Source organism: Microbacterium salsuginis (assembly GCF_012524205.1).
In the GTDB taxonomy this organism is placed as follows: Bacteria; Actinomycetota; Actinomycetes; order Actinomycetales; family Microbacteriaceae; genus Microbacterium; species Microbacterium salsuginis.
In genome coordinates this window covers 423,495-446,483 of sequence record NZ_JABACI010000001.1, presented here as the reverse complement: position 1 = coordinate 446,483, position 22,989 = coordinate 423,495, and the positions used below count along the sequence as shown (strand labels likewise).

At 69.3% G+C, this 22,989-nt stretch carries 20 protein-coding genes and 1 tRNA gene; 13 read left to right on the top strand and 8 right to left on the bottom strand.

Annotation, left to right across the window (positions count from 1 at the left end; translation table 11 throughout):
- Window positions 1–8 precede the first annotated feature (8 nt).
- The 6 genes from HF576_RS02170 (at window position 9) to HF576_RS02145 (ending at window position 5,820) form a co-directional block, all read left to right on the top strand.
- Window positions 9–1,658 (top strand): amidohydrolase family protein, encoded by a 1,650-nt coding sequence (locus HF576_RS02170; RefSeq protein ID WP_168911135.1) that lies wholly within the window; start codon window positions 9–11, stop codon window positions 1,656–1,658.
- Window positions 1,659–1,684: 26 nt separating this feature from the next.
- Window positions 1,685–2,146: a RidA family protein gene (locus tag HF576_RS02165; RefSeq protein ID WP_168911134.1), complete on the top strand. Its 462-nt coding sequence runs from the start codon at window positions 1,685–1,687 to the stop codon at window positions 2,144–2,146.
- A 44-nt stretch (window positions 2,147–2,190) separates the two neighbouring features.
- Entirely contained in the window at window positions 2,191–3,126 is a 936-nt protein-coding gene (locus HF576_RS02160) for an NAD(P)-dependent oxidoreductase (protein WP_168911133.1), read from the top strand.
- A gap of 116 nt (window positions 3,127–3,242) precedes the next feature.
- Complete coding sequence (locus tag HF576_RS02155; RefSeq protein WP_343234147.1) at window positions 3,243–4,436, top strand: M24 family metallopeptidase; 1,194 nt, start codon at window positions 3,243–3,245, stop codon at window positions 4,434–4,436.
- Window positions 4,437–4,502: 66 nt separating this feature from the next.
- On the top strand, window positions 4,503–5,171 hold the full coding sequence (locus tag HF576_RS02150; RefSeq protein WP_168911131.1) for a cupin domain-containing protein: 669 nt from the start codon (window positions 4,503–4,505) through the stop codon (window positions 5,169–5,171).
- Window positions 5,172–5,187: 16 nt separating this feature from the next.
- A complete protein-coding gene (locus HF576_RS02145) occupies window positions 5,188–5,820 on the top strand; it encodes a helix-turn-helix domain-containing protein (protein WP_168911130.1) in 633 nt (210 codons plus the stop codon).
- 51 nt (window positions 5,821–5,871) lie between these two features.
- Here the strand turns inward: HF576_RS02145 and HF576_RS02140 are convergent, their stop codons facing one another.
- The 3 genes from HF576_RS02140 to HF576_RS02130 are packed head-to-tail and all read right to left on the bottom strand — an operon-like array spanning window position 5,872 to window position 8,569.
- A complete protein-coding gene (locus HF576_RS02140) occupies window positions 5,872–7,248 on the bottom strand; it encodes an NADP-dependent succinic semialdehyde dehydrogenase (protein ID WP_168911129.1) in 1,377 nt (458 codons plus the stop codon).
- 20 nt (window positions 7,249–7,268) lie between these two features.
- Window positions 7,269–7,979 carry a GntR family transcriptional regulator gene (locus HF576_RS02135; RefSeq protein WP_168911128.1) on the bottom strand — a complete coding sequence of 237 codons (711 nt, stop codon included), beginning with the start codon at window positions 7,977–7,979 and terminating at the stop codon, window positions 7,269–7,271.
- Complete coding sequence (locus tag HF576_RS02130; protein ID WP_240948614.1) at window positions 7,976–8,569, bottom strand: VOC family protein; 594 nt, start codon at window positions 8,567–8,569, stop codon at window positions 7,976–7,978. The genes HF576_RS02135 and HF576_RS02130 overlap by 4 nt, the downstream gene beginning before the upstream one ends.
- Window positions 8,570–8,666: 97 nt before the next feature.
- Here HF576_RS02130 and HF576_RS02125 point away from each other — a divergent pair, with 97 nt between their 5' ends.
- Entirely contained in the window at window positions 8,667–10,856 is a 2,190-nt protein-coding gene (locus HF576_RS02125) for an alpha-ketoacid dehydrogenase subunit alpha/beta (RefSeq protein ID WP_168911127.1), read from the top strand.
- Complete coding sequence (locus HF576_RS02120) at window positions 10,856–12,286, top strand: dihydrolipoamide acetyltransferase family protein (protein ID WP_168911126.1); 1,431 nt, start codon at window positions 10,856–10,858, stop codon at window positions 12,284–12,286. Before HF576_RS02125 ends, HF576_RS02120 begins: the two co-directional genes overlap by 1 nt.
- Before the next feature lie 66 nt (window positions 12,287–12,352).
- Here the strand turns inward: HF576_RS02120 and HF576_RS02115 are convergent, their stop codons facing one another.
- The gene (locus HF576_RS02115; protein WP_168911125.1) at window positions 12,353–14,290 is read right to left on the bottom strand and encodes an amidohydrolase; all 1,938 of its coding nucleotides are present in this window, start codon (window positions 14,288–14,290) and stop codon (window positions 12,353–12,355) included.
- 278 nt (window positions 14,291–14,568) lie between these two features.
- Between HF576_RS02115 and HF576_RS02110 the strand changes: the two genes are divergently transcribed.
- From HF576_RS02110 to HF576_RS02100, 3 genes are all read left to right on the top strand, one after another.
- Window positions 14,569–16,335 (top strand): amidohydrolase, encoded by a 1,767-nt coding sequence (locus tag HF576_RS02110; protein ID WP_168911124.1) that lies wholly within the window; start codon window positions 14,569–14,571, stop codon window positions 16,333–16,335.
- The gene (locus HF576_RS02105; protein ID WP_168911123.1) at window positions 16,332–17,441 is read left to right on the top strand and encodes a zinc-dependent alcohol dehydrogenase; all 1,110 of its coding nucleotides are present in this window, start codon (window positions 16,332–16,334) and stop codon (window positions 17,439–17,441) included. Before HF576_RS02110 ends, HF576_RS02105 begins: the two co-directional genes overlap by 4 nt.
- A gap of 124 nt (window positions 17,442–17,565) precedes the next feature.
- Window positions 17,566–18,207 (top strand): NAD(P)-dependent oxidoreductase, encoded by a 642-nt coding sequence (locus tag HF576_RS02100; protein WP_168911122.1) that lies wholly within the window; start codon window positions 17,566–17,568, stop codon window positions 18,205–18,207.
- Between the two features lie 43 nt (window positions 18,208–18,250).
- Here the strand turns inward: HF576_RS02100 and HF576_RS02095 are convergent, their stop codons facing one another.
- From HF576_RS02095 to HF576_RS02085, 3 genes are all read right to left on the bottom strand, one after another.
- Entirely contained in the window at window positions 18,251–18,571 is a 321-nt protein-coding gene (locus tag HF576_RS02095; protein WP_168911121.1) for a Dabb family protein, read from the bottom strand.
- Between the two features lie 24 nt (window positions 18,572–18,595).
- Window positions 18,596–19,897, bottom strand: a complete 1,302-nt coding sequence (locus tag HF576_RS02090; RefSeq protein ID WP_168911120.1) for a DUF4032 domain-containing protein — start codon at window positions 19,895–19,897, stop codon at window positions 18,596–18,598.
- 67 nt (window positions 19,898–19,964) lie between these two features.
- Window positions 19,965–21,068 (bottom strand): ABC transporter ATP-binding protein, encoded by a 1,104-nt coding sequence (locus HF576_RS02085; RefSeq protein WP_168911119.1) that lies wholly within the window; start codon window positions 21,066–21,068, stop codon window positions 19,965–19,967.
- A 223-nt stretch (window positions 21,069–21,291) separates the two neighbouring features.
- Here HF576_RS02085 and HF576_RS02080 point away from each other — a divergent pair, with 223 nt between their 5' ends.
- Both HF576_RS02080 and HF576_RS02075 read left to right on the top strand, forming a co-directional pair.
- The gene (locus tag HF576_RS02080) at window positions 21,292–22,257 is read left to right on the top strand and encodes a DsbA family protein (protein ID WP_168911118.1); all 966 of its coding nucleotides are present in this window, start codon (window positions 21,292–21,294) and stop codon (window positions 22,255–22,257) included.
- Between the two features lie 38 nt (window positions 22,258–22,295).
- A tRNA-Thr gene (locus HF576_RS02075) sits at window positions 22,296–22,371 on the top strand.
- A 95-nt stretch (window positions 22,372–22,466) separates the two neighbouring features.
- On the opposite strand, the gene HF576_RS02070 is transcribed toward HF576_RS02075, so the two are convergent.
- The gene (locus HF576_RS02070; protein WP_168911117.1) at window positions 22,467–22,973 is read right to left on the bottom strand and encodes a hypothetical protein; all 507 of its coding nucleotides are present in this window, start codon (window positions 22,971–22,973) and stop codon (window positions 22,467–22,469) included.
- Window positions 22,974–22,989 lie beyond the last annotated feature (16 nt).

The window sequence follows — 22,989 nt, the reverse complement described above, 5'->3', positions numbered from 1 at the left end:
AGGACGACGTGCACACCGACGCCGCGCCGCGGTCTCTTCCCGTGGTGGATCTGCTGCTGCATCACGGACGCGTGACGACGTTCGCCGGCACGGATGAGTCCGCCGCTGAGGCGCAGTCCGTCGCCGTCGCAGGCGGGCGCATCATCGCCGTGGGATCCGACGACGACCTGGCGCCGTTGCGCCCTCTCAGCGCGCGCACGATCGACCTGGGCGGACGCCGGCTGCTGCCCGGGCTGAACGACTCCCATATCCACGCCGTGCGTGGCGGGGTCTCGTGGACGCGCACGATGCACTGGGAAGATGTCCGCTCCATCGCCGAGGCGCTCGCCCGGGTTCGCGACGACGCCAGGGACCGCGGACCCGGCGCATGGGTGTCGGTGGTCGGCGGATGGCATTCGTCTCAGCTCGCCGAGGGCCGGGCGCCCACCCGCGCCGAGCTCGACGCGGCGGCCCCGGACAATCCCGTCTACGTCCAGGAGCTGTACGACCGCGGCGTCCTGAACTCGGCGGGCCTGCGGGCCTGTGGCCTCGACGACGATTCGACCGACCCCGATCGCGGAACGCTCGTGCGAGACGCATCCGGTTCGCTCACCGGTGAGCTTCGCGGAGTCGGTGCGTTCGCGGTGCCGCTCGCGCTCGCGCTGCGCGTGGACGCACCGGAGTCCGAGGCGGGTGTGCGAGCGATGTGCTCCGTCTTCGCGCGGCACGGCCTCACCGGCTTCGTCGACGGGGGAGGGCTCCTCGTCACGCCGCGCGACTACGATCCCCTGTACGCGGTGTGGCGCAACGGCGGACTCGACGTTCGCGCACGCCTCTTCCACTCGGCGTGGACGCGCGGCGGCGAGGTGGCCGATGTCGAGTCTCTGACCACGCTCCTGCAGCCCGACATGGGTGACAGCATGCTGCGAGTGGCGGGCATCGGCGAGATCCCTCACCTGGGCTGCCATGACATGGAGGGGTTCGAACCGTTCGCCATCGAGGACGGGGCCTTCGCCGAACTGGTCGAGGTGGTTCGGCTGTGCGCGACGAGGGGATGGCGGATGAGCATCCACGCGGTGCTCGAGACCACTCTCCGGCGGATCCTGGATGCCTGGGAGCGCGTCGAGCATGAGACCGGCCTCGTCGCCGGCCGTGGCTGGTCGATCGTGCACGCCGACGAGGCCTCGCGTGGGAGCCTGGAACGCGTCGCGCGTCTCGGCGCCGGCATCCTCGTGCAGAACCGCCTGCTGCTCAAGGGCGGCGACTACGTCTCGGCGTGGGGAGCAGCGGCGACGGCCTCAGCGCCCCCCATCGGCGACATGCGCGAGCTCGGGATCCCGATCGGCGGCGGCACCGACGCGACGCGTGCGAACTGGTTCTCGCCGTGGGCGTCGATCTGGTGGCTGGTGACCGGCGGCACGCTGAACGGCCGGGGTGAGCGCGCGGCCGCGCACCGGCTGTCGCGCTCGGCCGCGATCGCGACCTACACGCGGGACGCCGCGTGGTTCACCGGCGAGCAGGGGCACCGTGGGCGGATCCTGCCCGGTTATGACGCCGACCTCTGCGTGCCCGACCGCGACCCGTTCGCGTGCGCGGACGACGACCTCCGCGACATCCTCAGCGAACTGACCATCATGAACGGCCGCGTCACCCACGACGCGGGAGGGCTCGGCGGCTGAGCCGCCCGACGAGAGGAACGACGAGCATGAGCCAGATCCCCGAACCCCGCCGCGTCGGAAACGCCGACATCATCCACCACGAGGGCTTCGACGATTCCATCGTGAGTCCGTTCGTGCCCGCCATCCGCACGGTGTCGAACGCCCGCCTGGTCTTCATCAGCGGCGTGACCGGGGCGCCCGTCTATCACGACCACCCCCACGTGCCCGAGGTGTTCGATTCGATGCCGACGGATGCCGCTGGGCAGGTGCGCAACGCCTTCGAGCATCTGGACCAGGCGTTGATCGCGGCCGGCTGCCGGCGACACGACGTGGTGAACATGATCCGCTTCTTCACCGATGTCGAGGCCGACCAGGACGTCGTGAACGCGCACCAGGCGGAGTGGTTCGGAGGCCACATCCCCACCAGCACGACTGTTCAGGTCACCCGCCTGGCGACGGATCGCCGCCTGCGGTTCGAATTCCACGTCGTCGCGGCCGCGCCGGCGTAGACGGCAGTCCTCGCTTTCACCACTGACACAACAAGGAGACGCTCATGACGGATGCCAAGCCCACGGTGGGATGGATCGGCGCGGGACGGATGGGCTTCCAGCTCGCCAAGCGCCTGCTCGACGCCGGATACCCGGTCGCTGTGTACAACCGCACACGAGCCAAGGCGGAGCCGCTCACGGAGTACGGCGCCACCATCGTCGACCGTCCCGTCGACCTCGCCGACCGGGACATCGTGTTCAGCATGGTGTCCGCGTCGAAGGACCTCGAGACCGTGATGCTCGGTGCGGACGGGCTCTTGAGCGACCCGTCGCGCGCACCGCGGATCATCGGGGACGCGTCGACCGTGTCGGTCGAAGCCTCCGAGACGGTGCGTTCGGTGGCGGAGGGGCGCGGTGTCGGGTTTCTCGCCACACCGGTCTCGGGCAACCCGAAGGTGATCGCCGCGGGAAAGCTCACCGTCGCCGCATCCGGCCCCCGGCAGGCCTACGACGAGGTCGAACCTCTGCTGCGCACATGGGGACGCGGGGTGACGTATGTGGGCGATGCGGAGCTCGCGCGTGTCGTCAAGATCGCGCACAACGTCTTCCTCGGTGTCGTCATCCAGTCGCTCGCAGAGATCACGGTGCTCGCCGAGAAGGCCGGCGTCACGCGCGAGGCCTTCCTGGCGTTCCTGAACGACTCGGTCATGGGGTCGGTCTTCACGCAGTACAAGACGCCGGCGCTGGTGAACCTCGACTTCACGCCGACGTTCACGAACGTGCTGCTGCAGAAGGACTTCGACCTCGGTCTCGCCGCGGCCAAGGAGCTGGGCGTCGTCATGCCGCTCGCGAGCGTGACGCGAAATCTCGTCGCTCAGGAGGTCGGCAACGGCAACGTCGACCAGGACTTCGCGTCGCTGATCCTCACGATCGCGCACGGTTCCGGGCTGGACATCGCATCGGAGAACGCCGAGGTCACCGACGGTCTCGGGGACTCCTGATGGGGGCAGGTCATGGGCACCCGAGGAGCGGACGCTTCGAGCGTCCCGTCTCCCGCCCGCCCGGTGTGCGACCGCTCGGAGCGCCGGGGCAGAACGCGGTGGACTACGAGCACCGCGTGGACTTCGAACGACTGCGCGCGTACCGGCTCGACCGCGCGAAGGCTGCCCTCGAGGCATCCGAGTGCGGCGCCTTCCTGCTGTTCGACTTCTACAACATCCGTTACACGACCCAGACCTGGATCGGCGGCGCCCTCGGCGACAAGATGATCCGGTACGCCCTGCTGATGCGCGGGCGGGATCCGATCCTGTGGGACTTCGGGTCGGCGGTGCGTCACCACAAGCTCTACTCCGACTGGGTGCCCGACGAGAACTACCGCGCCGGCTTCCTCGGCTTCCGAGGGGCAGTCGATCCCGACGGCGCCGGGCTGATGCGCGACGCGGTGGCCGAGATCGTCTCGCTGCTTCGCGCCGAAGGACTCGCGGACGCACCTGTCGGGGTCGACATCATCGAGCCGCCGTTCCTGTTCGAGATGCAGCGGCAGGGACTTCGCGTCGCGGATGCACAGCAGGCGATGCTCGACGCCCGCGTGATCAAGAACACCGATGAGATCATGCTGCTCAACCAGGCCGCGGCGATGGTCGACGGCGTCTATCAGGACATCGCCGAGGCGCTGAAGCCGGGCGTGCGCGAGAACGAGATCGTCGCACTGGCCAACAAGCGGCTCTACGAGTACGGCAGTGATCAGGTCGAGGCCGTCAACGCGATCTCGGGTGAACGGTGCAACCCGCATCCGCACAACTTCACCGACCGCATCGTGCGCCCGGGTGATCAGGCGTTCTTCGACATCATCCACTCGTTCAACGGCTATCGCACGTGCTACTACCGCACGTTCGGTGTGGGATGGGCGACGGAGAGCCAGCGCGATGCGTACAAACAGGCGAGGGAGTGGATGGATGCCGCACTGGACGCGATCCGGCCAGGCGTGGGCAGCGATGTCGTCGCGGCCGTGCTTCCACGCGCGGAGGACTTCGGCTTCGAGAACGAGCTGGCGGCCTTCGGACTGCAGTTCGCACACGGACTCGGGCTCGGACTGCACGAGCGGCCGATCATCTCGCGCCTGAACTCGATGAAGGACCCCGTCGAGCTGAAGACCGGCATGGTGTTCGCGATGGAGACGTACTGCCCCGCATCGGACGGGTTCTCGGCCGCGCGCATCGAGGAGGAGGTGGTGGTGACCGACTACGGCATCGAGGTGCTCACGAGGTTCCCCGCGCAGGATCTCTTCGTCGCGAGCCCGTACCGGGATTGACGTGCGGAGCGTCGCGTTCAGTGTGACGGTACAGGGCGATAGTGTCGATCATCGGAAGGGAGCGGCATGACCGAGGACCTCGGTGCGAGGATCAGGCAGGCCCGCATGGCTCGCGGCCTGAGCCTGCGCGCGACGGCCGCTGAAGCGGCGATCTCACCGAGTCTCCTGTCGCAGGTCGAGACCGGCAAGGTCCAGCCCTCGGTGAGCACGCTCTACGCCATCGTCAACTGCCTCGGCCTGTCGGTCGATGAGGTTCTCGGCACCCCGTCGGCACAGGGAAGCCCGCGACGGCGTCTGCGGGCCGATCCGGTCCAGCGCTGGGAAGCAGCGCCCGAGATCCTGATGGAGAACGGCGTCTCGTGGCGCGGCCTGGCGGTCTCGGGCGGAGGGGACGTCGATGCGCTCCATGTGACGTACGACCCCGGCGCCGCCAGCTCGCTGGACGGCACGCACATGCGGCACGACGGCGTCGAGTACGGCTACATCATCCGGGGCGAGATCACGTTGAAGATCGACTTCGACAGCTACGTGCTCCGTGCGGGCGATTCGTTCTGCTTCGACTCCATGCGCCCGCATTTCTTCTTCAATCACACGGATGCCGTCGCCGAGGGTGTCTGGTTCGTGACCGGGCAGGGGCGCCGTGACGCCGTACCCGACGAGAGGCCCGATGTCATGCGCAGCGCGGTCGACGTTCTGGACGCGATGAGCCGCATCCCCGGACGCTCGGAAGACTGAGCGCACAGGAGCCGCCATGCCCGATCTCGACACCCCGTGGGACCTCGTCGGACACCGCGTGCGCGCCGCGCGGACGGCGGCGGGCCTCACCGTGCGTGAGCTCGCACGACGGATCGGCGTCTCGGCGAGTCACGTGTCGCAGGTCGAGCGCGGTTTGGGCGCGTTCAGCGTGCCTGCGCTGTACTCGGTCGCGAGCGAGCTCGGCGTCTCGATGAACGACCTGCTGGCGCCGGCCGTCGAGGCGGAAGCGGCGGTCGCCCCCCGCGCGGAGGGCGTCACCGATCTCGTGGCGGCCGGCATCGTGCAGCGCGTGGCGGATCATCCGACCATCAAGCTCAGCTCGGGTCCGCAGTGGAGTCGGCTCACGGCCGTGGGGGAGTCGGATGCGGAGTTCCTCGAGGTCGTGTACGCCCCGCACACGCGCTCCCCGGTGGAGCACATCCACCACCTGGGCAGGGAGTACGGCGTCGTCATCGCGGGCGCGCTCAATGTCGAGGTCGACGGCGCCTCGGCCGTCCTCGAGGTGGGGGACTCGATCGTCTTCGACTCGCAGCTCCCGCACCGCTTCTGGAACGAGGGCGATGTCGAGGTGCGCGCGGTCTGGTTCGTGCGGGACCGCGACGCGCACGACCCGTTGCCTCACGGATGAGCTGAGCGGACGCGGCTCGACCTCAGCGGCCGCGGATCGGCCGACGGGCGCTCAGGCCTTCCACACCGACTTCAGGTTGCAGAACTCGCGAATGCCCTCGGCTGAGAGCTCGCGGCCGACACCGGAGTCCTTGATGCCCCCGAAAGGCAGTTCGGGGTACGAGATCGACATCCCGTTGACGAACACCGCGCCCGCCTGCAGCCCGTTGACGAGCAACTCCTCCTCGGCGGGATCCTGCGTCCACACCGCCGAACTCAGTCCGAAGGTCGTGTCGTTCGCGATGCGGAGTGCCTCTTCGGCGTCGGCGACGCGGAACACGGTCGCGACGGGGCCGAAGGCCTCTTCGGCGTACAGCCGCATCCCGGCGTCGACGTCGGTCAGCACGGTCGGTCGATAGAACCAGCCGCTCCCCGGTGCGGTGCTGCCTCCGACCCGCGCCGTCGCGCCCTTGGCGAGCGCGTCGTCGACCAGCGCGGCCAGCTCGTCGCGTCCGGATGCGGTCGCGAGGGGCCCGATGTCGGTCGCCGCGTCCAGCGGGTCTCCCACGGTCAGAGCCTCCATCGCCGCGGAGAAGCGCTCGACGAAGGCGTCGTAGACCTCGTCGTGCACGATGAAGCGCTTGGCGTTGATGCACGCCTGGCCGTTGTTGGTCGTGCGCGAGGTGACCGCGGTGGCGACCGCGCTGTCGAGATCGGCGCTGGGCATCACCACGAAAGGGTCCGAGCCGCCGAGTTCGAGGACCACGTGCTTGACTTCGGAGCCGGCGATGGCGGCGACCGAACGCCCCGCGGGCTCCGAGCCGGTGAGCGTAGCCGCCGCGACCCGCCGATCACGCAGCACCCCTTCGACGGCGGAAGCGGGGATGAGCAGTGAGCGGAACGACCCGGGCGGGAAGCCGCCGCGCTCGAACAGCGAGTCGAGGTAGAGGGCTGCCTGCGGCACGTTCGACGCGTGCTTGAGCAGCCCGGTGTTCCCCGCCATCAGAGCGGGCGCCGCGAAACGGACGACCTGCCAGATCGGGTAGTTCCACGGCATCACGGCGAGCACGACGCCGAGCGGCTGGTATCGCGTGGTGGCCGCGGAGGCATTGACCGCTGAGGGGTCCTCCAGGGATCGTCCCGACAGGAACTCCTCGGCACGATCGGCGTAGAAGTGCATGGCGGTGGCCGACTTCCGGGCCTCGGCGCGCGCCTGGACGAGCGGCTTGCCCATCTCCTCGGTGATCATGGACGCCACCTGCTCGACCTCCTCCTCGAGGAGGTCGGCGGCGGCGCGCATCCAGCGAGCGCGCGTCGCGAAGTCGGTCTCCTGCAGCCGGCCGAATGCCGCGTGCGCGGAGGCGATGCGCTCTTCCACCTCGTCGGCGGTGTGGGCAGGGAATTCACGGATGATCTCGCCCGTCGCCGGGTTGATCGATGCGATCGCCATAGGGCTGCCTTTCGTCGGGGTCACACGCTGCCGGCGGCGGCGGCGTCGAAGACGTGCGGATGCTTCGCGAGCTGACGTCGAGTGCGGCGGATGTGAGCGGCGAGCACACGTTCTGCCTCCTCGACATCGCCGTCGCGGAGAGCCGCGACCATCAGGTGGTGCTCCTCGTGGGCGATGCGTCGCGCCTCTGCGCTCCAGCTCGCGACGTAGGCCCGGCGGTACGGTGCTGTCGTGTTCCAGAGCTTGAGGACGAGGTCGTCCAGCTGCGCCGTCTGCGCGGCGGCGTAGCTCGCGAGGTGGAACTCGCGGTCGAGGGTCAGGAAGGCCTCGGTGTCGTCGCCGGCGTCGCTGATGCGCTGCGCGAGCTCGCCGAGGTGCCCGAGTCGATCGTCGTCGAGTCCGGGAGCGCTGTAGCGCAGAAGGAGGGGCTCGAGGCGCTCCCTCATCTGGTAGACCTCCTCGCACTCCGCGAGGGTGAGTCGCGACACCCAGGCCCCGGCATTCGGGACGACCGTGACGAGGCCCTCGTATTCGAGCTGGCGGATGGCTTCGCGCACCGGAACCCGGCTGGCCCCGAACTCGGCGGCGACGTCCTCCTGCCGGATCCGTGTGCCGGGCGGGTAGGCGCCGGCGATGATCGCTGCCCGGATGCCGTCGGCGATGCGAGCGCCGGCGTCCCCGTCGCGGCTGCGTGCCGCGTCGATCGCGGTCGATTCGCTGTGGCCGCTCATGCGGCGGGATTCGCGGGATGCCACAGAAGCGTCGTCGCTTCCGCCTCGTAGGCCTTCCCGGCCGGAAAGCTGACGAGCTCGAACTGCATGCCCCAAGGGCTCCGGAAGTAGAGCCATCGCTGGCCCGCGGAGGCTCCGGCGCTCGTCACGGGCTCACCCATCACGTCCACGCCCTTGTCGCGGAGGAACCGCGCCGCCTCGTCCATATCGTCCACGTAGATCGCGATATGGTGCCCGCCGATGTCGCTGTTGCGCGGCTGCGGTGCCTGTCCATCGGCGCTGTCGTAGGCGAAGACCTCGAGGTTCGTCCCGTTGCCCAGGCGATAGAACCGGATCTCGTCGATGACGGTCCTCGGGTGCACTCCGAGGTGCACGGTCATCCAGTCGTCGTCCGCGCGCTTGGCGCCCAGGGTGTACACCGGCACTGCCCCGAGGATGTCGACGAGCCAGCGTTCCGCTTCGTCGAGGTCGGGCACGGTGAATCCGATGTGGTCGGCACCCTGCATGCCTGGCAGCGGCATTCCTGTTCCCTTCGTCGCGTCCTCGCGGATGATCTCGATTGTATCCACGAGCGACGATTCGGCAAGCATTTCGCCGACTTTGCTGCGGCGGCTCTTGTGATTGGATGCAATCGCGGCCTACCATGCTCATGACCGGATATCGGTCCAGGACATCGACGGAGACGAAATGGCGCGACGACGCGTGCTGGAGACGGAGGTGCCGTGGATCGAGCTCACGACGACGGCATCCGATTGGAAGCGGGCTGACCCGGCGCTGCTGGCGACGATGCTCGGCGAGATGCATCTGATCCGCGCCTTCGAAGAGAGCGTCCTCGATCTCGCGGGAGCCAACCTCGTGCACGGCCCGGCTCACTCGAGCATCGGGCAGGAGGGCGGCGCCGTCGGATCGATCGTGTCGCTGCGCTCGCAGGACGCCGTCAACGGCTCGCATCGGGGGCATCACCAGTTCCTCGCGAAGGCGATCACGCATGTCAGCGGCGGATCGCTCGCACTGGACGCGCTCGTGACGGCCGACATGCAGACCCTGCTGCAGAGGACGCTCGCCGAGATCCTCGGGCTGGCGCAGGGGTTCTCGGGCGGCCGCGGAGGATCGATGCACCTGCAGTGGCTCGAGGCAGGCGCTCTCGGCACCAATGCCATCGTCGGCGGGGGAGCCCCCATCGCCACCGGCACGGCGTGGGCGCAGAAGCACTCGGGCACCACCGACGTGTCGATCAACTACTTCGGCGACGGCGCCAGCCAGATCGGGTCGGTGCTCGAGTCGATGAATCTCGCGGCGGCATGGAAGCTGCCCGTCATGTACTTCATCGAGAACAACCTCTACGCCGTCTCGACCCACGCCGACGAGGTCACCGCCGATCCGAGGTTCTCGGTGCGCGGGCAGGGCTTCGGCATCCCGTCGTGGCGGGTCGACGGCATGGACCCGCTCGCGGTGCACCTCGCGACACAGGAGGCGCTCGAGCGCATGCGCGCGGGCGAGGGCGCGGCGATCATCGAAGCGCAGGTGTATCGCTTCTTCCATCAGAACGGCCCGTACCCCGGTTCCGCATTCGGGTACCGCACGAAGGACGAGGAAGCGTCCTGGCGCGCGCGCGATCCGCTGGAGCGCGTCGCGACGGAGATGAAGAAGCTGTCGTTGCTGTCGGAGACCGAGACAGCGGCGGTGCGTGAGCAGGCGCAGGCGGCGATGGCGGATGCTGTCGGCGCGCTGACCGAGGACGATCCCGACAATCCCGGGCGCCGCCGCATCCGCCCCGAGCTGTGGCCGGATCCGAGCGTCGTCGACACCGGGATCCGCGGGGATGCGTCGGAGCTGGCAGGGTCCGACACGCGGGACCCGGCCGAGCACGGCGGCGCGTGGCGCGAGACGAAGTTCGTCGACGCCGTGGCCGCGACCATGGACAGGCGCATGGAGACCGATTCCCGCATCGTGGTGCTGGGCGAGGACGTGCACCGGCTCAACGGCGGGACGAACGGCGCCACCAAGGGACTTGCGAAGAAGTACGGTCCCGAGCGCGTCGTCGGCACGCCGATCAGCGAGAACGGTTTCTTCGGGCTCGCGGGCGGCATGGCGCTGGACGGCCGCTTCCGTCCGATCGTCGAGTTCATGTACCCCGACTTCATGTGGGTCGCCGCCGATCAGGTCTTCAACCAGATCGGGAAGGCGCGGCACATGTTCGGAGACAACAACACCGTGCCTCTCGTGCTGCGGACCAAGGTGGCGATGGGGTCGGGTTACGGGTCGCAGCACCTCATGGACCCCGCCGGCATCTTCGCGACATCGGCGGGCTGGCGGATTGTGGCCCCGTCGAATGCCGCCGACTATGTCGGACTGATGAACGCCGCGCTTGCCCTCGAGGATCCCGTGCTCGTCATCGAGCACGTCGACCTCTACGGCCTGCCCGACCGTGTGCCCGACGGCGACCTCGACTACGTGATCCCACCGGGCTCCGCGGCGATCCGCCGAGAGGGGGCGGGGGTCACCGTGCTCGCCTATCTGTCCATGGTCGGTCACGCGCTCGAGGCCGTCGAGCAGACGGACGTCGACGCCGAGGTCATCGATCTGCGCTGGCTCGATCGCGCCTCGATCGACTGGGAGACGATCGGCGAGAGCATCAAGAAGACGAACAACGTGCTGATCGTCGAGCAGGGCGCGCGCGGGACGTCCTATGGAGCGTGGCTGTCCGACGAGATCCAACGCCGGTACTTCGACTGGCTCGACCAGCCGATCGAGCGCGTGACGGGCGGCGAGGCCAGCCCCAGCATCTCGAAGGTGCTCGAGCGCGCCGCCATCGCCCGCACCGAGGAGGTCGTCGCAGGCCTCGAACGGGTGCGCGCCGCGTGGGGAGGACGCTGATGGCCGCCGTCGTCCGGATGCCCGCGCTCGCCGCCGGCGCCGCGGAGGCTGCCATCCAGTCCTGGCTCGTCGGTGTCGGCGAGCCTGTCGCGCAGGGTCAGGCGATCGTCGAGATCGAGACCGAGAAGGCGGTGGTCGAGTACGAGGCCGAGCAGGACGGCGTGCTCGCGGGAATCCTCGTCCCCGACGGCGACTCGGCTGCCGTCGGATCGCCGATCGCCGTTCTGGCCGAGGCGGGAGAGTCGTCGGAGCAGGCGCTCGCCGCGGCTGCCGCGGAAGGAGCACGACCGGCCGCGGTGACGGCGGCCGCGCCGGGAGCCGTCGAGCCCACGAGCACAGAGCCCACGACCCCAGCGCCCGCGAGCCCGGAGCTCGCGAGCCCAGAGCTCGCGAGCCCAGTGCCCGCGACGCCCGCGCCGGCGTCGCCGACCGAGTCGTCCGAAGACGGCCTGCTTCCTGCACCCGCCCCGGTCGATGCCGGCGAGCCGTCGGCCGGTGACACGGCGCGTGCTCCCTCGGCGCGACGGCTGTTCGCGAGTCCGCTCGTCCGGCGCCTCGCGCGCGAGCGCGGGATCGACCTGGACACGATTCGAGGCTCAGGTCCGCAGGGACGCATCGTCCGGCGGGACCTCGACGACCTCGCGCGGCCCTCGGCCGAACACGTTGCGGCTCCGATCAGCGGCGGCGTGCCGGTCGCAGCGGAGGGGGCTCCGGCATCCGTTCCGTCGTCGCCGGCCCCGGAACCCCCCGCCCACGAAGACGTCCCGCATACCGGCATGCGGCGAGCCATCGCCCGGCGGCTCACCGAGAGCGTGACGACCGTGCCCCACTTCTTCGTCGTGGCCGATTGCCGGGTCGACGAGTTGCTCTCGCTGCGGGCGCGGATCAACGAGCAGCTCGAGCTCAAGGTGTCGGTCAACGATTTCGTGCTGAAGGCGGTCGCGTGGGCGATGCGCGACGTGCCCGAGGCCAACGCGATCTGGACCGACGCGGCCACCCGGCGCTTCACGGGCGTCGACATCGCGATCGCCGTGGCCGTCCCCGCCGGACTCGTGACGCCCGTCCTGCGGGGAGTCGAGCGCATGACGCTCGGCGAGCTGAGCGGCGCCTCGCGCGAACTGGCCCAGAGGGCGAGGGAGGGCCGCATCAAGCAGCACGAACTCGAAGGCGGCTCCTTCTCGGTGTCGAACCTCGGCATGTACGGCACGAAGGAGTTCTCGGCCATCATCAACCCGCCGCACTCCGGAATCCTGGCCGTCGGCGCCGCTTCCCCTCGCCCCGTGGTCGGTGCGGACGGCGAGCTGACGGTGGCGAACGTCATGACGGTCACGCTCTCGGCCGACCATCGGGTGCTCGACGGCGCACTCGCCGCGCAGTGGCTCGCCGCATTCGTGCGCCGTATCGAGAATCCGCTGAGCCTGCTCGTCTGACCACGCACCACGGGCCGGGGGTTCCCTTCGGGTCCCCGGCCCTCGTTCGCGTCCGGCGGCGTCCGGCTACTGCCACCAGCTCTCATCGAACACATGGTCGCTGTCGTGCTGCCAGTCGCGCCGGCCGCGGACGACTCCGGTGTCGTGCACGATCGAGCCGTCGATGAGGGTCATCACCGGACGGATGTCCCGCATCTCGGCATCGCTCACCGTGAAGTAGTCCTTGTCGAGCACCACGAGGTCCGCGTGCTTGCCGGCCTCGATCGAGCCAAGCCGATCGTCGACGCCGGTGAACCACGCGGCACCACGGGTGTACGCCCGCAGCGCCTCGTGGCGGGTGATCTGCTGGCCCGGGTTGATCTGCTGCCCGAGCACGTTCAGGCCGGTGGTCGCATAGTGCAACGCGAACCACGGGTTGTGCGGCGCGATATGGACCCCGTCTTCGTGGATGGCGAACGGGATGCCGCTGTCCTGCGTCCGCTTGAACGCAGGGCCGAACGGCAGGCCGTCGGCGCGCGGTGTGCCGCTGAGCCAGCGGAAACCCGACAGCGAGACTCCCGAGCCGAGCGCCTTGAGTCGTGCGAGCTGGTCGGCGGTGGCGTGGTCGGCGTGCTGGAGTCCCCATCGAAGATGCTGGATGCCGTACTGGGCGTCGAGCGACTCCCACGTGGAGACGACCTGCTCGATCTGGCTCTGGTCGGTCGCCGTGCCGGGGATGGCGTTCTCGTTGTGCCAGCCCGCCTCCGCGACCAGGCGCTGCGCCTCGAGCCACACGGCGTAGCCGTTGGGGTTGGACGGGGCGGCGAACGGCGCGGCCCACTCCCCGATACCGCGGACGTGCACCATGTCGTCGCCGAACTCCGGGAAGGCGTTCTTCAGACGTTCCCGCAGTTCGGGCAGCTGCTTGTCGAGCGGGCCCAGCGCCGCGATATGGCCCTGCTGGTGCAGATAGTTGATCCACAGTCGCACGTAGGCCGCACCGTCGCGGTTGAGCGACAGGTACGGGTCGTACATGCGGTAATGGTTCAGCTTGCGCAGGCCGTCGTTCGGCTGCGTCTCGTACGCGGAGGGGTCCAGCGTGCCGTTCGGCGTCGCGAAGAGGACCTGGTCGTAGTTGAGGGTGATCCCGATCTTCGCCGAGAACGCCATGGCGTCCAGCGCGCTGCGGCGCTTGTCCTGCTCGGTCTGTCGGATGCGCAGGTGGTAGAGGGCGAAGTTCGCGGCGTCTCCGGTGATCGAGCCGTCATCGGCGACCGCGACGGAGGGATCCGCGACCGACTGGAAGAACTGCCTGCCGAGGGTGTTCACCCGTGCCGGACCGTTGAAGTTCTGGTACAGGAACACCGGTCGGTCCGGGACCGCCGCGTCGATCTCTGCCAGCGTGGGCAGCCGGCCCTCCGCGAACATGCGCGGCGTCCCGGCTCCCATCGCGGTGAGGAACTCGCCCTCGGGCACTTCGGGCCGTCGCGCGACGAGTGCCGCGAGCACCCCGGCGATGTCTTTGGCGAGCTCCCACTCGGCGACATGGTAGCCGGGGCGGTTGGCAAGACTCACGAAGTGGGTATGGCTCTCGATGAGGCCCGGGATGACGGTGCGCCCTCCCAGGTCGACGCGGTTCGAGGAGTTCCCGGCACGCTGCGCCTCCTTGCCGACCGCCGTGATGCGTCCGCCCGCGATGCGCACGGCGTCGACGACGGTGCCCGCGTCGTCCATCGTGTGAATCCGACCGTTCACGAGCAGGATGTCTTGATCGCCACCCGCCCGGGCGGCGCGAGCGTTCGTGTACGCCGGTCCCGCCCCCGCGACGACGGCACCCGCTCCGGGAGCGGCGGCAGCCTGTCCGCCGCTGAGGACGGCGGCAGCAGCGGCGGTACCGCTGCCGATGAGAAGGCCCCGCCGGGATATCCCGCCCCGATCTTCGTTCTGTGGATCCTGCGACGACTTCTTGCCCATGGAGTGCTCCCACTCGGTGTCGACGGTGACAGCGCGCAAGCATCGGTGCATGCGCGCGACGCCTCGCCCTGGCAGGTGAGACGGATACTCTGACCACGGGTGACGGATTTGCGTCCAGTGCTGCTGGACAGAGTGTTCAGGCTCGGACAGTAGCAGTATGCAGTCGCGTGCGGAAGAGTGACTTCTGGCGCGAATCCGAAGGCTTTCCGAGTTTCCCTGTCGCTCGCGGCGCGAACCTGCTATCGTCCGGCTGAACAGGTGTGCAGTCTGGCTGGACACTGCCGCCCGGGGGCCGAGATCGTCAACGTCGACCATCAGCAGGAGCACTCATGGGAAAGAAGTCAGAGCACGTCCCCGACCCGGGCGAGAAGAGCGGGATCTCGCGCCGCGGCCTCATCGTCGGGAGCGGGACCGCGGCCGTCGCCGCCGTCCTGAGCGGTGGAGGAGCCGCGTCCGCGGCCACGCCGCGCGCCGCCGCCGGCCGCGGCCACACGGCCGCACGATCCGCGCAGCCCGGAGGCGCCGGCGAGGACATCCTCTTCGTCAACGGCAGGATCCACACCTTCGACGACAACGACTCGGTGGCCGAAGCCGTGCGCGTCCGTGGTGGACGCTTCGTCGCCGTCGGCCAGGACGCGATCCGTGAGGGCAACGCGCGGAACCGGATCGACCTGGGCGGTCGCACCGTGATCCCGGGCATCATCGACTCGCACAACCACATCGCCCTCGTCGCCAACCGCCCCGGCCACTGGGTGGGGCTGGAGGACGTCTTCACGCACGAGGACGCCGTCGCGCGACTCACGGCGAAGGCGGTCGCGGTGCCGGCAGGCGAGCTCGTGACATCGCTCGGCCCCATCGTGGCGATGCAGTTCCCGAGCAACACGCTGCCGAATCTGACGATGCTGAACGCGGTGCCGCGGCCGGTCATGATCATGGCCGAGCAGGGTGGGAACGCGGTGAACCAGGCCGCCGTGGACTACTTCGCCGCGAAGGGCATCACGATCACGATCAATGCCGCCGGCTACCCGACAGGAGCGGGCGTCGGACTGGCGCTGCAGCGACTTCGTCAGGAGATGACACCCGAGGAACGCGAGCGCAACGCGCTCGCCGCGCTCGAGTACTACGCCGGCCTCGGAATCACGACGCACCTGGATGAGGGCGCGTTCCACGTCGACACCCCTGGAACGGCGATCTGGAACGAGAACGCCTACACGCTTCACAACGGCTTTCTCGCACTGAACCGTGCGGAGAGGCTGCCCGCCCGCATCCGGTTCGACTATCTCGAAGAGGACTCGACGGCGGAGCTGCCGCGACTGACGGCGCGCCTGAAGAACTCCTTCCCTTTCTACGGCAGCGACATGATGCGTTCGGGCGGCATCGGCGAGTTCACCGTCAACGGGTTCGGCGGCGGTGCCGTCGCGATCGGCGGAGAGATCTGGATCGCCGGCGCGAAGGCGGTCGCCCGCGCCGGATGGCGCAACGAGAACCATTCGCTCTCCGCTGGGGACATCGCGCAGATCGTCGCCGGCTGGGAGGCGGTGCACGCCGAGGTGCCGATCAGCGACCTGCGCTGGGTCGTGTCGCACGTACCGAATATCACCGCCGACCAGGTCGGCCGCCTCAAGGCGATGGGCGTCGGTCTGAAGGTCGGCTGGGGCCCCACCCGCAACGGGACGAACCTCGGACCCCGGCACCGCATGATCATCGACAGCGGCATACCGGTCGGCTATCACTCGGACGGGGGTGACATCACCGCGATCAATCCCTGGCTGAACTTCTACACGATGATCACGGGCAAGAACCTGCGCGGGAACTTCGTATGGGAGCCCGGCCAGCAGGTGACGCGTGAAGAGGCCATCCGGCTCGCGACCAAGGACAACAGGTGGTTCATCCGCGAGGACGACCTCGGGGGCATCCAGCCGGGCAACCACGCCGATCTGGTGGTGCTCGACCGCGACTTCTTCTCGGTGCCCGAGGAGCAGATCGCCGCCACCCGGTCCGTCCTGACGATGGTCGGCGGCGACGTGGTCCACACCACAGGGGACGTCGCGGGCGCTCCCGCGCCGGGAACCGGCCACCGCTACGCCGAGGCATGAGCCTGAACGGGATGCCGTCGCCCGAGGCGGACGCGGCCACGATGGCCGCGGCGGTGCTCCACGGGCGGCATGACCTCCGCTTCGAGCGCGTGCCGGTGCCCCGCGCGTCGCGCGGCGAGCTGCTGGTCGAGGTGACGACCGTCGGCGTATGCGGGACGGATGCCGCCGAGTGGGAGCACGGTCCGAAGCTCATGCCGCTCGAGTCGCGGCATCCCGTCACGGGTCACCTCGGCCCGCTCGTGATGGGGCACGAGTTCGCCGGGCGCGTGGTCGCGGTCGGCGAAGGCGTCGACGAGACCATCCTCGGCACGCTTGTGGCATCATGCGGCGCAGCGCCGTGCGGGGACTGCGCCGAATGCGCGGGCGGAAGATCCAACGTCTGCCGCCGCTATGCCGCCGTGGGCCTGCACCGCGACGGTGCGCTCGCACGCTACGTGACGGTGCCCGCCGCGAGCTGCGTGGATGTCGGCGCCCTCGGCATCGACGACGTCGACGCCGCACTCGTGCAGCCGATGTCGATCGCCGTCCACGCCGCCCGCCGATCCGGCGTCGCCGCGGGCGACATCGCGATCGTGCAGGGCGTGGGAGGCGTCGGCGCCTTCCTGATCCATGTGCTCGCGTCACAGGGCGTGCGCGTCGTGGCCGTGGATCTCGCCGCCGATCGGCTGCGGGTCGCCCGCGAACTCGGCGCCGCGACCACCGTCGTCGGGGGGACGGACGACACCGCCGCGGTCCTGGCGGCGACGTGGGCGGACCGGATCCCGGTCTTCTTCGAGGTCACGGGCACCCCGCGCGGTGTCGCGCTCGCGCTCGACGTCGTGCCGATGGGCACGACGATCGTGCAGGTCGGCATCGCGAAGGCCCCGTTCCCCCTCGACCTCGCACGCGTGACCGTGCGCGAGCTGTCGCTCATCGGCACGAACGCCATGGTGCGAGAGACCGATCTGTCCGACGCCGCGCGCCTGGTGGCCGCCCGGGCCGGAAGGTGGGGGCTGGTGGCACCGGCGCCCATCGCGGCCGAGCGGATCGTCGATGACGCGCTGCGTCCGATGGCGGAGGGCCGTCCACCGGCCATCAAGACACTCGTGCTGCCTCCGTCCGGCTGACGCCGGCGGCTGGCAGGCTCGGTGCGTGCATGAACGCCGTCTGGCGAAGTGCCGCACGCCGGGAATGCGCTGTACCGGCCCGGCCTTGCACCACAGGAACCCGTACCCCACCGGAAGGAACGTCATGGCCCGTATCGCCGTCATCGGAGGAACCGGCTACGCCGGCAGCAACATCGTCGCCGAGGCGGTGCGTCGCGGTCACACCGTCGTGTCCGTCGCGCGCAAGGTCGCGGACGAGCGCGTCGAGGGTGCCACGTACATCGAGGGGAGCCTCCTCGACGTCCCGAGCCTCGTCACCGAGCTCGAGGGCGTCGACGTCGTCGTGTGCACGGTACCGGCTCGTGGCGACATGCTCGGCAACGTGCGCAACAACGTCGCCGAGCTCGTATCGGAGCTGCCGGCGACCGTCCGGATCGGCATCATCGGCGGCGCGGGCGGGAGCCTCGTCGCACCCGGCGGCGGGCGTCTCATCGACCAGCCGTCGTTCACGGAGGAGTACAAGCCGGAGGCGCTCGAGGCCATCGGAATCCTCGAGGACCTGCAGGCGGACGACAAGGGTCACGACTGGTTCTACATCCACCCGGCCGGCGGCTTCGGGGTATGGGCTCCCGGCGAGCGGACGGGTCGGTACCGCGACGGCGGCGAGGTGCTGGTCACCGACGAGAAGGGCGACTCGTACATCTCAGGCCCGGACCTCGGTGTCGCCGTCATCGACGAGATCGAGACGCCGAAGCACTCGCGCGCGCGCTTCACCGTCGGATACTGACGCCCGCGGGAGGGGGCGGGTCCGCTCGAAGCGCCGGCCGGCTCTACCCCTGCGGCGCCCGGAACGACCCGGCGTCGAGCGGCAGCTGGGCGGCGCTGCGCTGGGCGATCATGCGGCCCAGGTAGCGCTCGTAGACGGATTGGTGGCCGGGTGAGTCGAGATACGCGGCCAGCCCCTCCTCGTCCTCGACGATCGCCGCCACGGCGTAATCGCCTCCAGGACGCAACTGCAGGTTCGGCCCCGCGGTGTAGGAGTGCAGCTCCGGGATGCCGCGGGCCATCGTGGTGAGCGCGTCGGTGAGCTGCTCGACGTCGGCGTCGGTGACGGAGTCGTTCCAGGTGAACACGGCCAGGTGCAGGATCATCGGTCTCCTCGGGGCGGGCGGCTGCTAGACCAGGTCGCGCCAGTCGACCTCGTCGTCGTCGACGACGGGATTGGCGGACGTGATGACCGAGAGAGACATCGTCTCGGTCGGCGGACCCATGAGCGTGGCTTCGTCCCGGCGATGCCGAAGCACGTCGTCGATGTAGCTCGACAGCGCTTCTGCGAGAGGCACGGACTTGCCCTTCGCCTGTGACAGGTACCAGCGGTGCTCGAGCAGCTGATGGAACACCTCGGCGGGCTCGAGCTTGGCGCGCAGATCCCACGGGATGGCCTTCACGACCGGCTCGAACACGCGCGTCAGCCACTCGTGCGCGACCATCTCCTCGTCGTCGCCGAGCCGCGAGATCCGCGCACGGAACTCATCCAGGTCATTGAGCAGCCGACGAGCCTGGTTCTCTTCGACGTCCAGGCCGGTCAGGCGCAGCAGACGGCGCTGATGATGCCCGGCGTCGACGACCTTGGGCTGGATCGACACCTTCGCGCCGTCGGTGGTGGTCTGAATCGACATCTCACCGATATCGAAGCCGAGGTCGTTCAGTCGCTGCACGCGCTCGGTCAGCCGCCACGCCTCGTCGGCGCGGAAGGTCTCGGTGTCGGTGAGCGCGGCCCACAGCGAGTGGTACGACGAGACGATGCCGTCGGCGATCGCGACGGCATCGACGCCGCCCTCGAGCCTGCCGCCGGCCTCGAGGTCCATGATCTCGCCGGCGATGTTGGTGCGCGCCACGTCGAGGTCGTGCGCTCGCTGGCCAGGCGTCAGTCCGCTCTCATGCAGCTCACCGGTCTCGGCGTCGACGAGGTAGGCCGCGAACGCGCCCGCGTCCCGTCGGAAGAGTGTGTTCGACAGCGAGACGTCGCCCCAGAAGAACCCCACGTTGTGCAGGCGCACCAGGAGCACGGCGAGCGCGTCGACCAGGCGGTTCGCGGTGTCGGGTCGCAGGACCTGCGTGAACAGCGCACGGTAGGGGAGCGAGAACTTCAGATGCGCCGTCACCAGCACCGCCGGGAGCGGATCGCCCGAGGCATCCGTCCGTCCCGCGATCACGGCGACGCGGTCAACGCACGGGACATCGAGGCGCGTGAGGTTCCCGAGCATGTCGTACTCGCGGCGCGCCATCGCCTCGGTCGTCTCTTTGACGGCCACCACACGGCCGGAGAGATTGGCGAAGCGCACCAGGTGCCGCGAGATGCCCTTGGGCAGGTAGACGATGTTGCTCGATGGCCAGTCGGCGAGCGGGGTCGACCACGGCAGCGTCAGCAGCCCGGGATCGACGCTGCTGGCCGTGATGCTCAATGCGTCGGGCACGTCACCCCCTGGAGAATGCGCAACGGCGCGGGGGAGTGAATCCACCCGCGCCGTTGCGACGTTGCTGTCAGGCCGAGACGACCGGCTTGTCGCTGAGGCGCTCGCCCGACTCGATGTCGAAGGCGTGCACGTGACCGGCCGACGCCGCCAGCGTGACGGTGTCACCGGCGATCGGGTGGCTGCGGCCGTCGACGCGCGCGACGATGTCGGTGCGCTTGCCCGCGATGTCGGTGTGCCCGTAGAGGTAGCCGTCCGCGCCGAGCTCCTCGACGAGGTCGACGACCACCGAGAGGCCCTTGCCGTCGGCGGGGCCGACCACGATGTCCTCGGGACGCACGCCGACGGTGACCTGGCTGCCGTGTGCACGGCCGACGGTGTCGCGCTCGAGCGGGACGACCTCGGAACCGAAGCGGACGCCGCCCTCGGCGAGGTCCGCCGGGAACAGGTTCATCGCCGGCGAGCCGATGAAGCCGGCGACGAAGACGTTGTTCGGCTTCTCGTACAGGTCGCGCGGCGTGCCGACCTGCTGGAGCAGACCGTCCTTGAGCACCGCGATGCGGTCACCCATGGTGAGGGCCTCGGTCTGGTCGTGCGTGACGTAGACGGTGGTGACGCCCAGGCGGCGCTGCAGCGACGCGATCTGGGTGCGGGTCTGGACGCGGAGCTTGGCGTCGAGGTTCGACAGCGGCTCGTCCATGAGGAACACCTGCGGCTGGCGGACGATCGCGCGGCCCATCGCGACGCGCTGACGCTGACCACCCGAGAGCGCCTTCGGCTTGCGCGTCAGGTACTCCTCGAGGTCGAGCAGCTTCGCGGCCTCGAGCACGCGAGCGGCGCGCTCCTCCTTGCCGACGCCGGCGATCTTGAGCGCGAAGCCCATGTTCTCGGCGACCGTCATGTGGGGGTACAGCGCGTAGTTCTGGAACACCATCGCGATGTCGCGGTCCTTCGGCGGGACGTCGGTGACGTCGCGGTCGCCGATGAGGATGCGGCCCGAGTTGACCTCTTCGAGGCCGGCCAGCATTCGCAGCGAGGTGGACTTACCGCAGCCCGAGGGGCCGACGAGAACCAGGAACTCGCCATCTGCGACTTCGAGGTTGAGCTTGTCCACGGCGGGACGGGTGCCCCCGGGGTACAGGCGGGTTGCGTTGTCGAACGTGACGGACGCCATGCTTTCTTCTCCTTCACCGGCAGGTACGTGCCGGACGATCCGTTGTGATGGATGAGCGGGAGCTATCCCGCGCGCCCGCCATCGGGCGCATGGAACAGTATGACATGGGCTCCGCGGAGGTTGCGTCTGGGCATTTCCCAGGGTGGCTGACTACCATCGATCTCGGTCGCCTTCCCCTGCGACCCTGGCCGAATTCACGGCCCCGTCCGTTCCGAGAGGTTCCATGTCGAGCGACGAGTCATCGAACGCCGCGACCAGCGAGCGCCGCGACGCAGTGCGCGAAAAGGCGCAGCAGGTGCAGGCGCGTCAGTCCCGTCTGCGTGTGCTCCGCCGCACGTCGCTGGCTGCAGGCATCCTCGCGGTCGTCGCCGTCACCGCGCTCGTCGTGACCTGGACGGTCTCGTCGAGCGCGTCGCGGCCCACCATGAGCCCGGCCAACGTGGTCGACGACGGCTTCATGGTCACCGGTGTCACCGGTGTCGGCCTCACCACGGATGACCCCGGCGCGAACGGCGCCGTGCAGGACGCGCAGACGCCCACCCCCACCCCTGAGCCGCCGGCCGAGACCGAGCCGACACCGACCGCGACTCCCGCCGAGACCGCTTCGGTCGACATCCGTGTGTACGTCGACTACCTGTCGACGGGCTCGCGCGACTTCCAGGTGTCCAACGTGCAGCAGCTGTCGGACTGGGTCGACGAGGGTGCCGCGACGCTGACCTACTACCCGGTCGCGATGCTGACCGCGAAGTCCAACGGCACCAAGTACTCCCTGCGCGCGGCGGCTGCCGCGGCATGCGTCGCCCAGCACTCCCCGGATTACTTCTTCGCGTTCAACAACGCACTGCTCAAGGAGCAGCCGGACGTCGACTCCGACGGCTTCACCGACACCGAGCTCGCCGACCTCGCGATCGCGACCGGCCTGGACGGACCCAAGGTGGTGCGCTCCTGCATCGAGAAGCAGTCCTACGCGTCGTGGGCCAAGACGGCGACCGAGCGGGCGCTCAAGGAGCTTCCCGGCACGGACGGCGTCGCGCTGACCGGCACTCCGATGGTGCTCGTCAACGGCACCCAGTACGTGGGCGCCCTCGACGACCCCAAGGAGTTCGCGCAGTTCGTGCTGACGGTCGCGAGCGACACCTATTACGAAGAGACGCCCACCCCGACCCCGACGGTGACGCCCACCCCCTGATCGGGAGCCGCGCCTCACGTCGGTAGACTGGGCGCTCTGCCGGCTTGGCGCAATTGGTAGCGCACCGTACTTGTAATACGGGGGTTGCAGGTTCAAGTCCTGTAGCCGGCACCAGCAATACCAGGTCAGCAGCAGAAAAGGCCCCGGCGCTCCACGTGAGGACCGGGGCCTTTCGCTGTTTACTCGGGGTTTTCGTATCCGCCTAAGCACTAGAGGGGTACGGGAAGGCTGCCGCCGAGCAGCTGCCAGTGGCTGGTGAGCTCGGGCTTGACCTCACCGGCGAGCTCTTGGGCGGCGTCCCGCTCGGCCTCGCGGATCGAGTCCCGCAGTGATGCCTCGACTCCCGCATCGGTGGTTCGGCCCTGCGCCTTCCATCCGGGCATCATCTGCTCGAGGTACTCGTCCACCATCTTGACCTGCGGGCTGGCGTTGTAGGCAGCGGTGCGTACCGAGTTCTCGGCGGCAAGCACCCGTAGCGAGCCCGGGCGCTGGACGGTGACGACGTGACCGGCGTCGACCACGATGCCGCCCGTCGCGGCGATGCCATAGCGAAGCGCGACACGGACGTCGTCGTCATTGGCCGCTCGTTCGGATGGCTTCCACCACTCGCTTACCTGCGCGAGGTCCTTGTTGTGGGCGCGGGCGAGGTCGATTAGCGTCTGATCGACGTTTTCAGTCCAGCTGAGCTGGCCGAACGGCTTGACGAAATAGAGCAAGGGCGGTTCCTCTCGA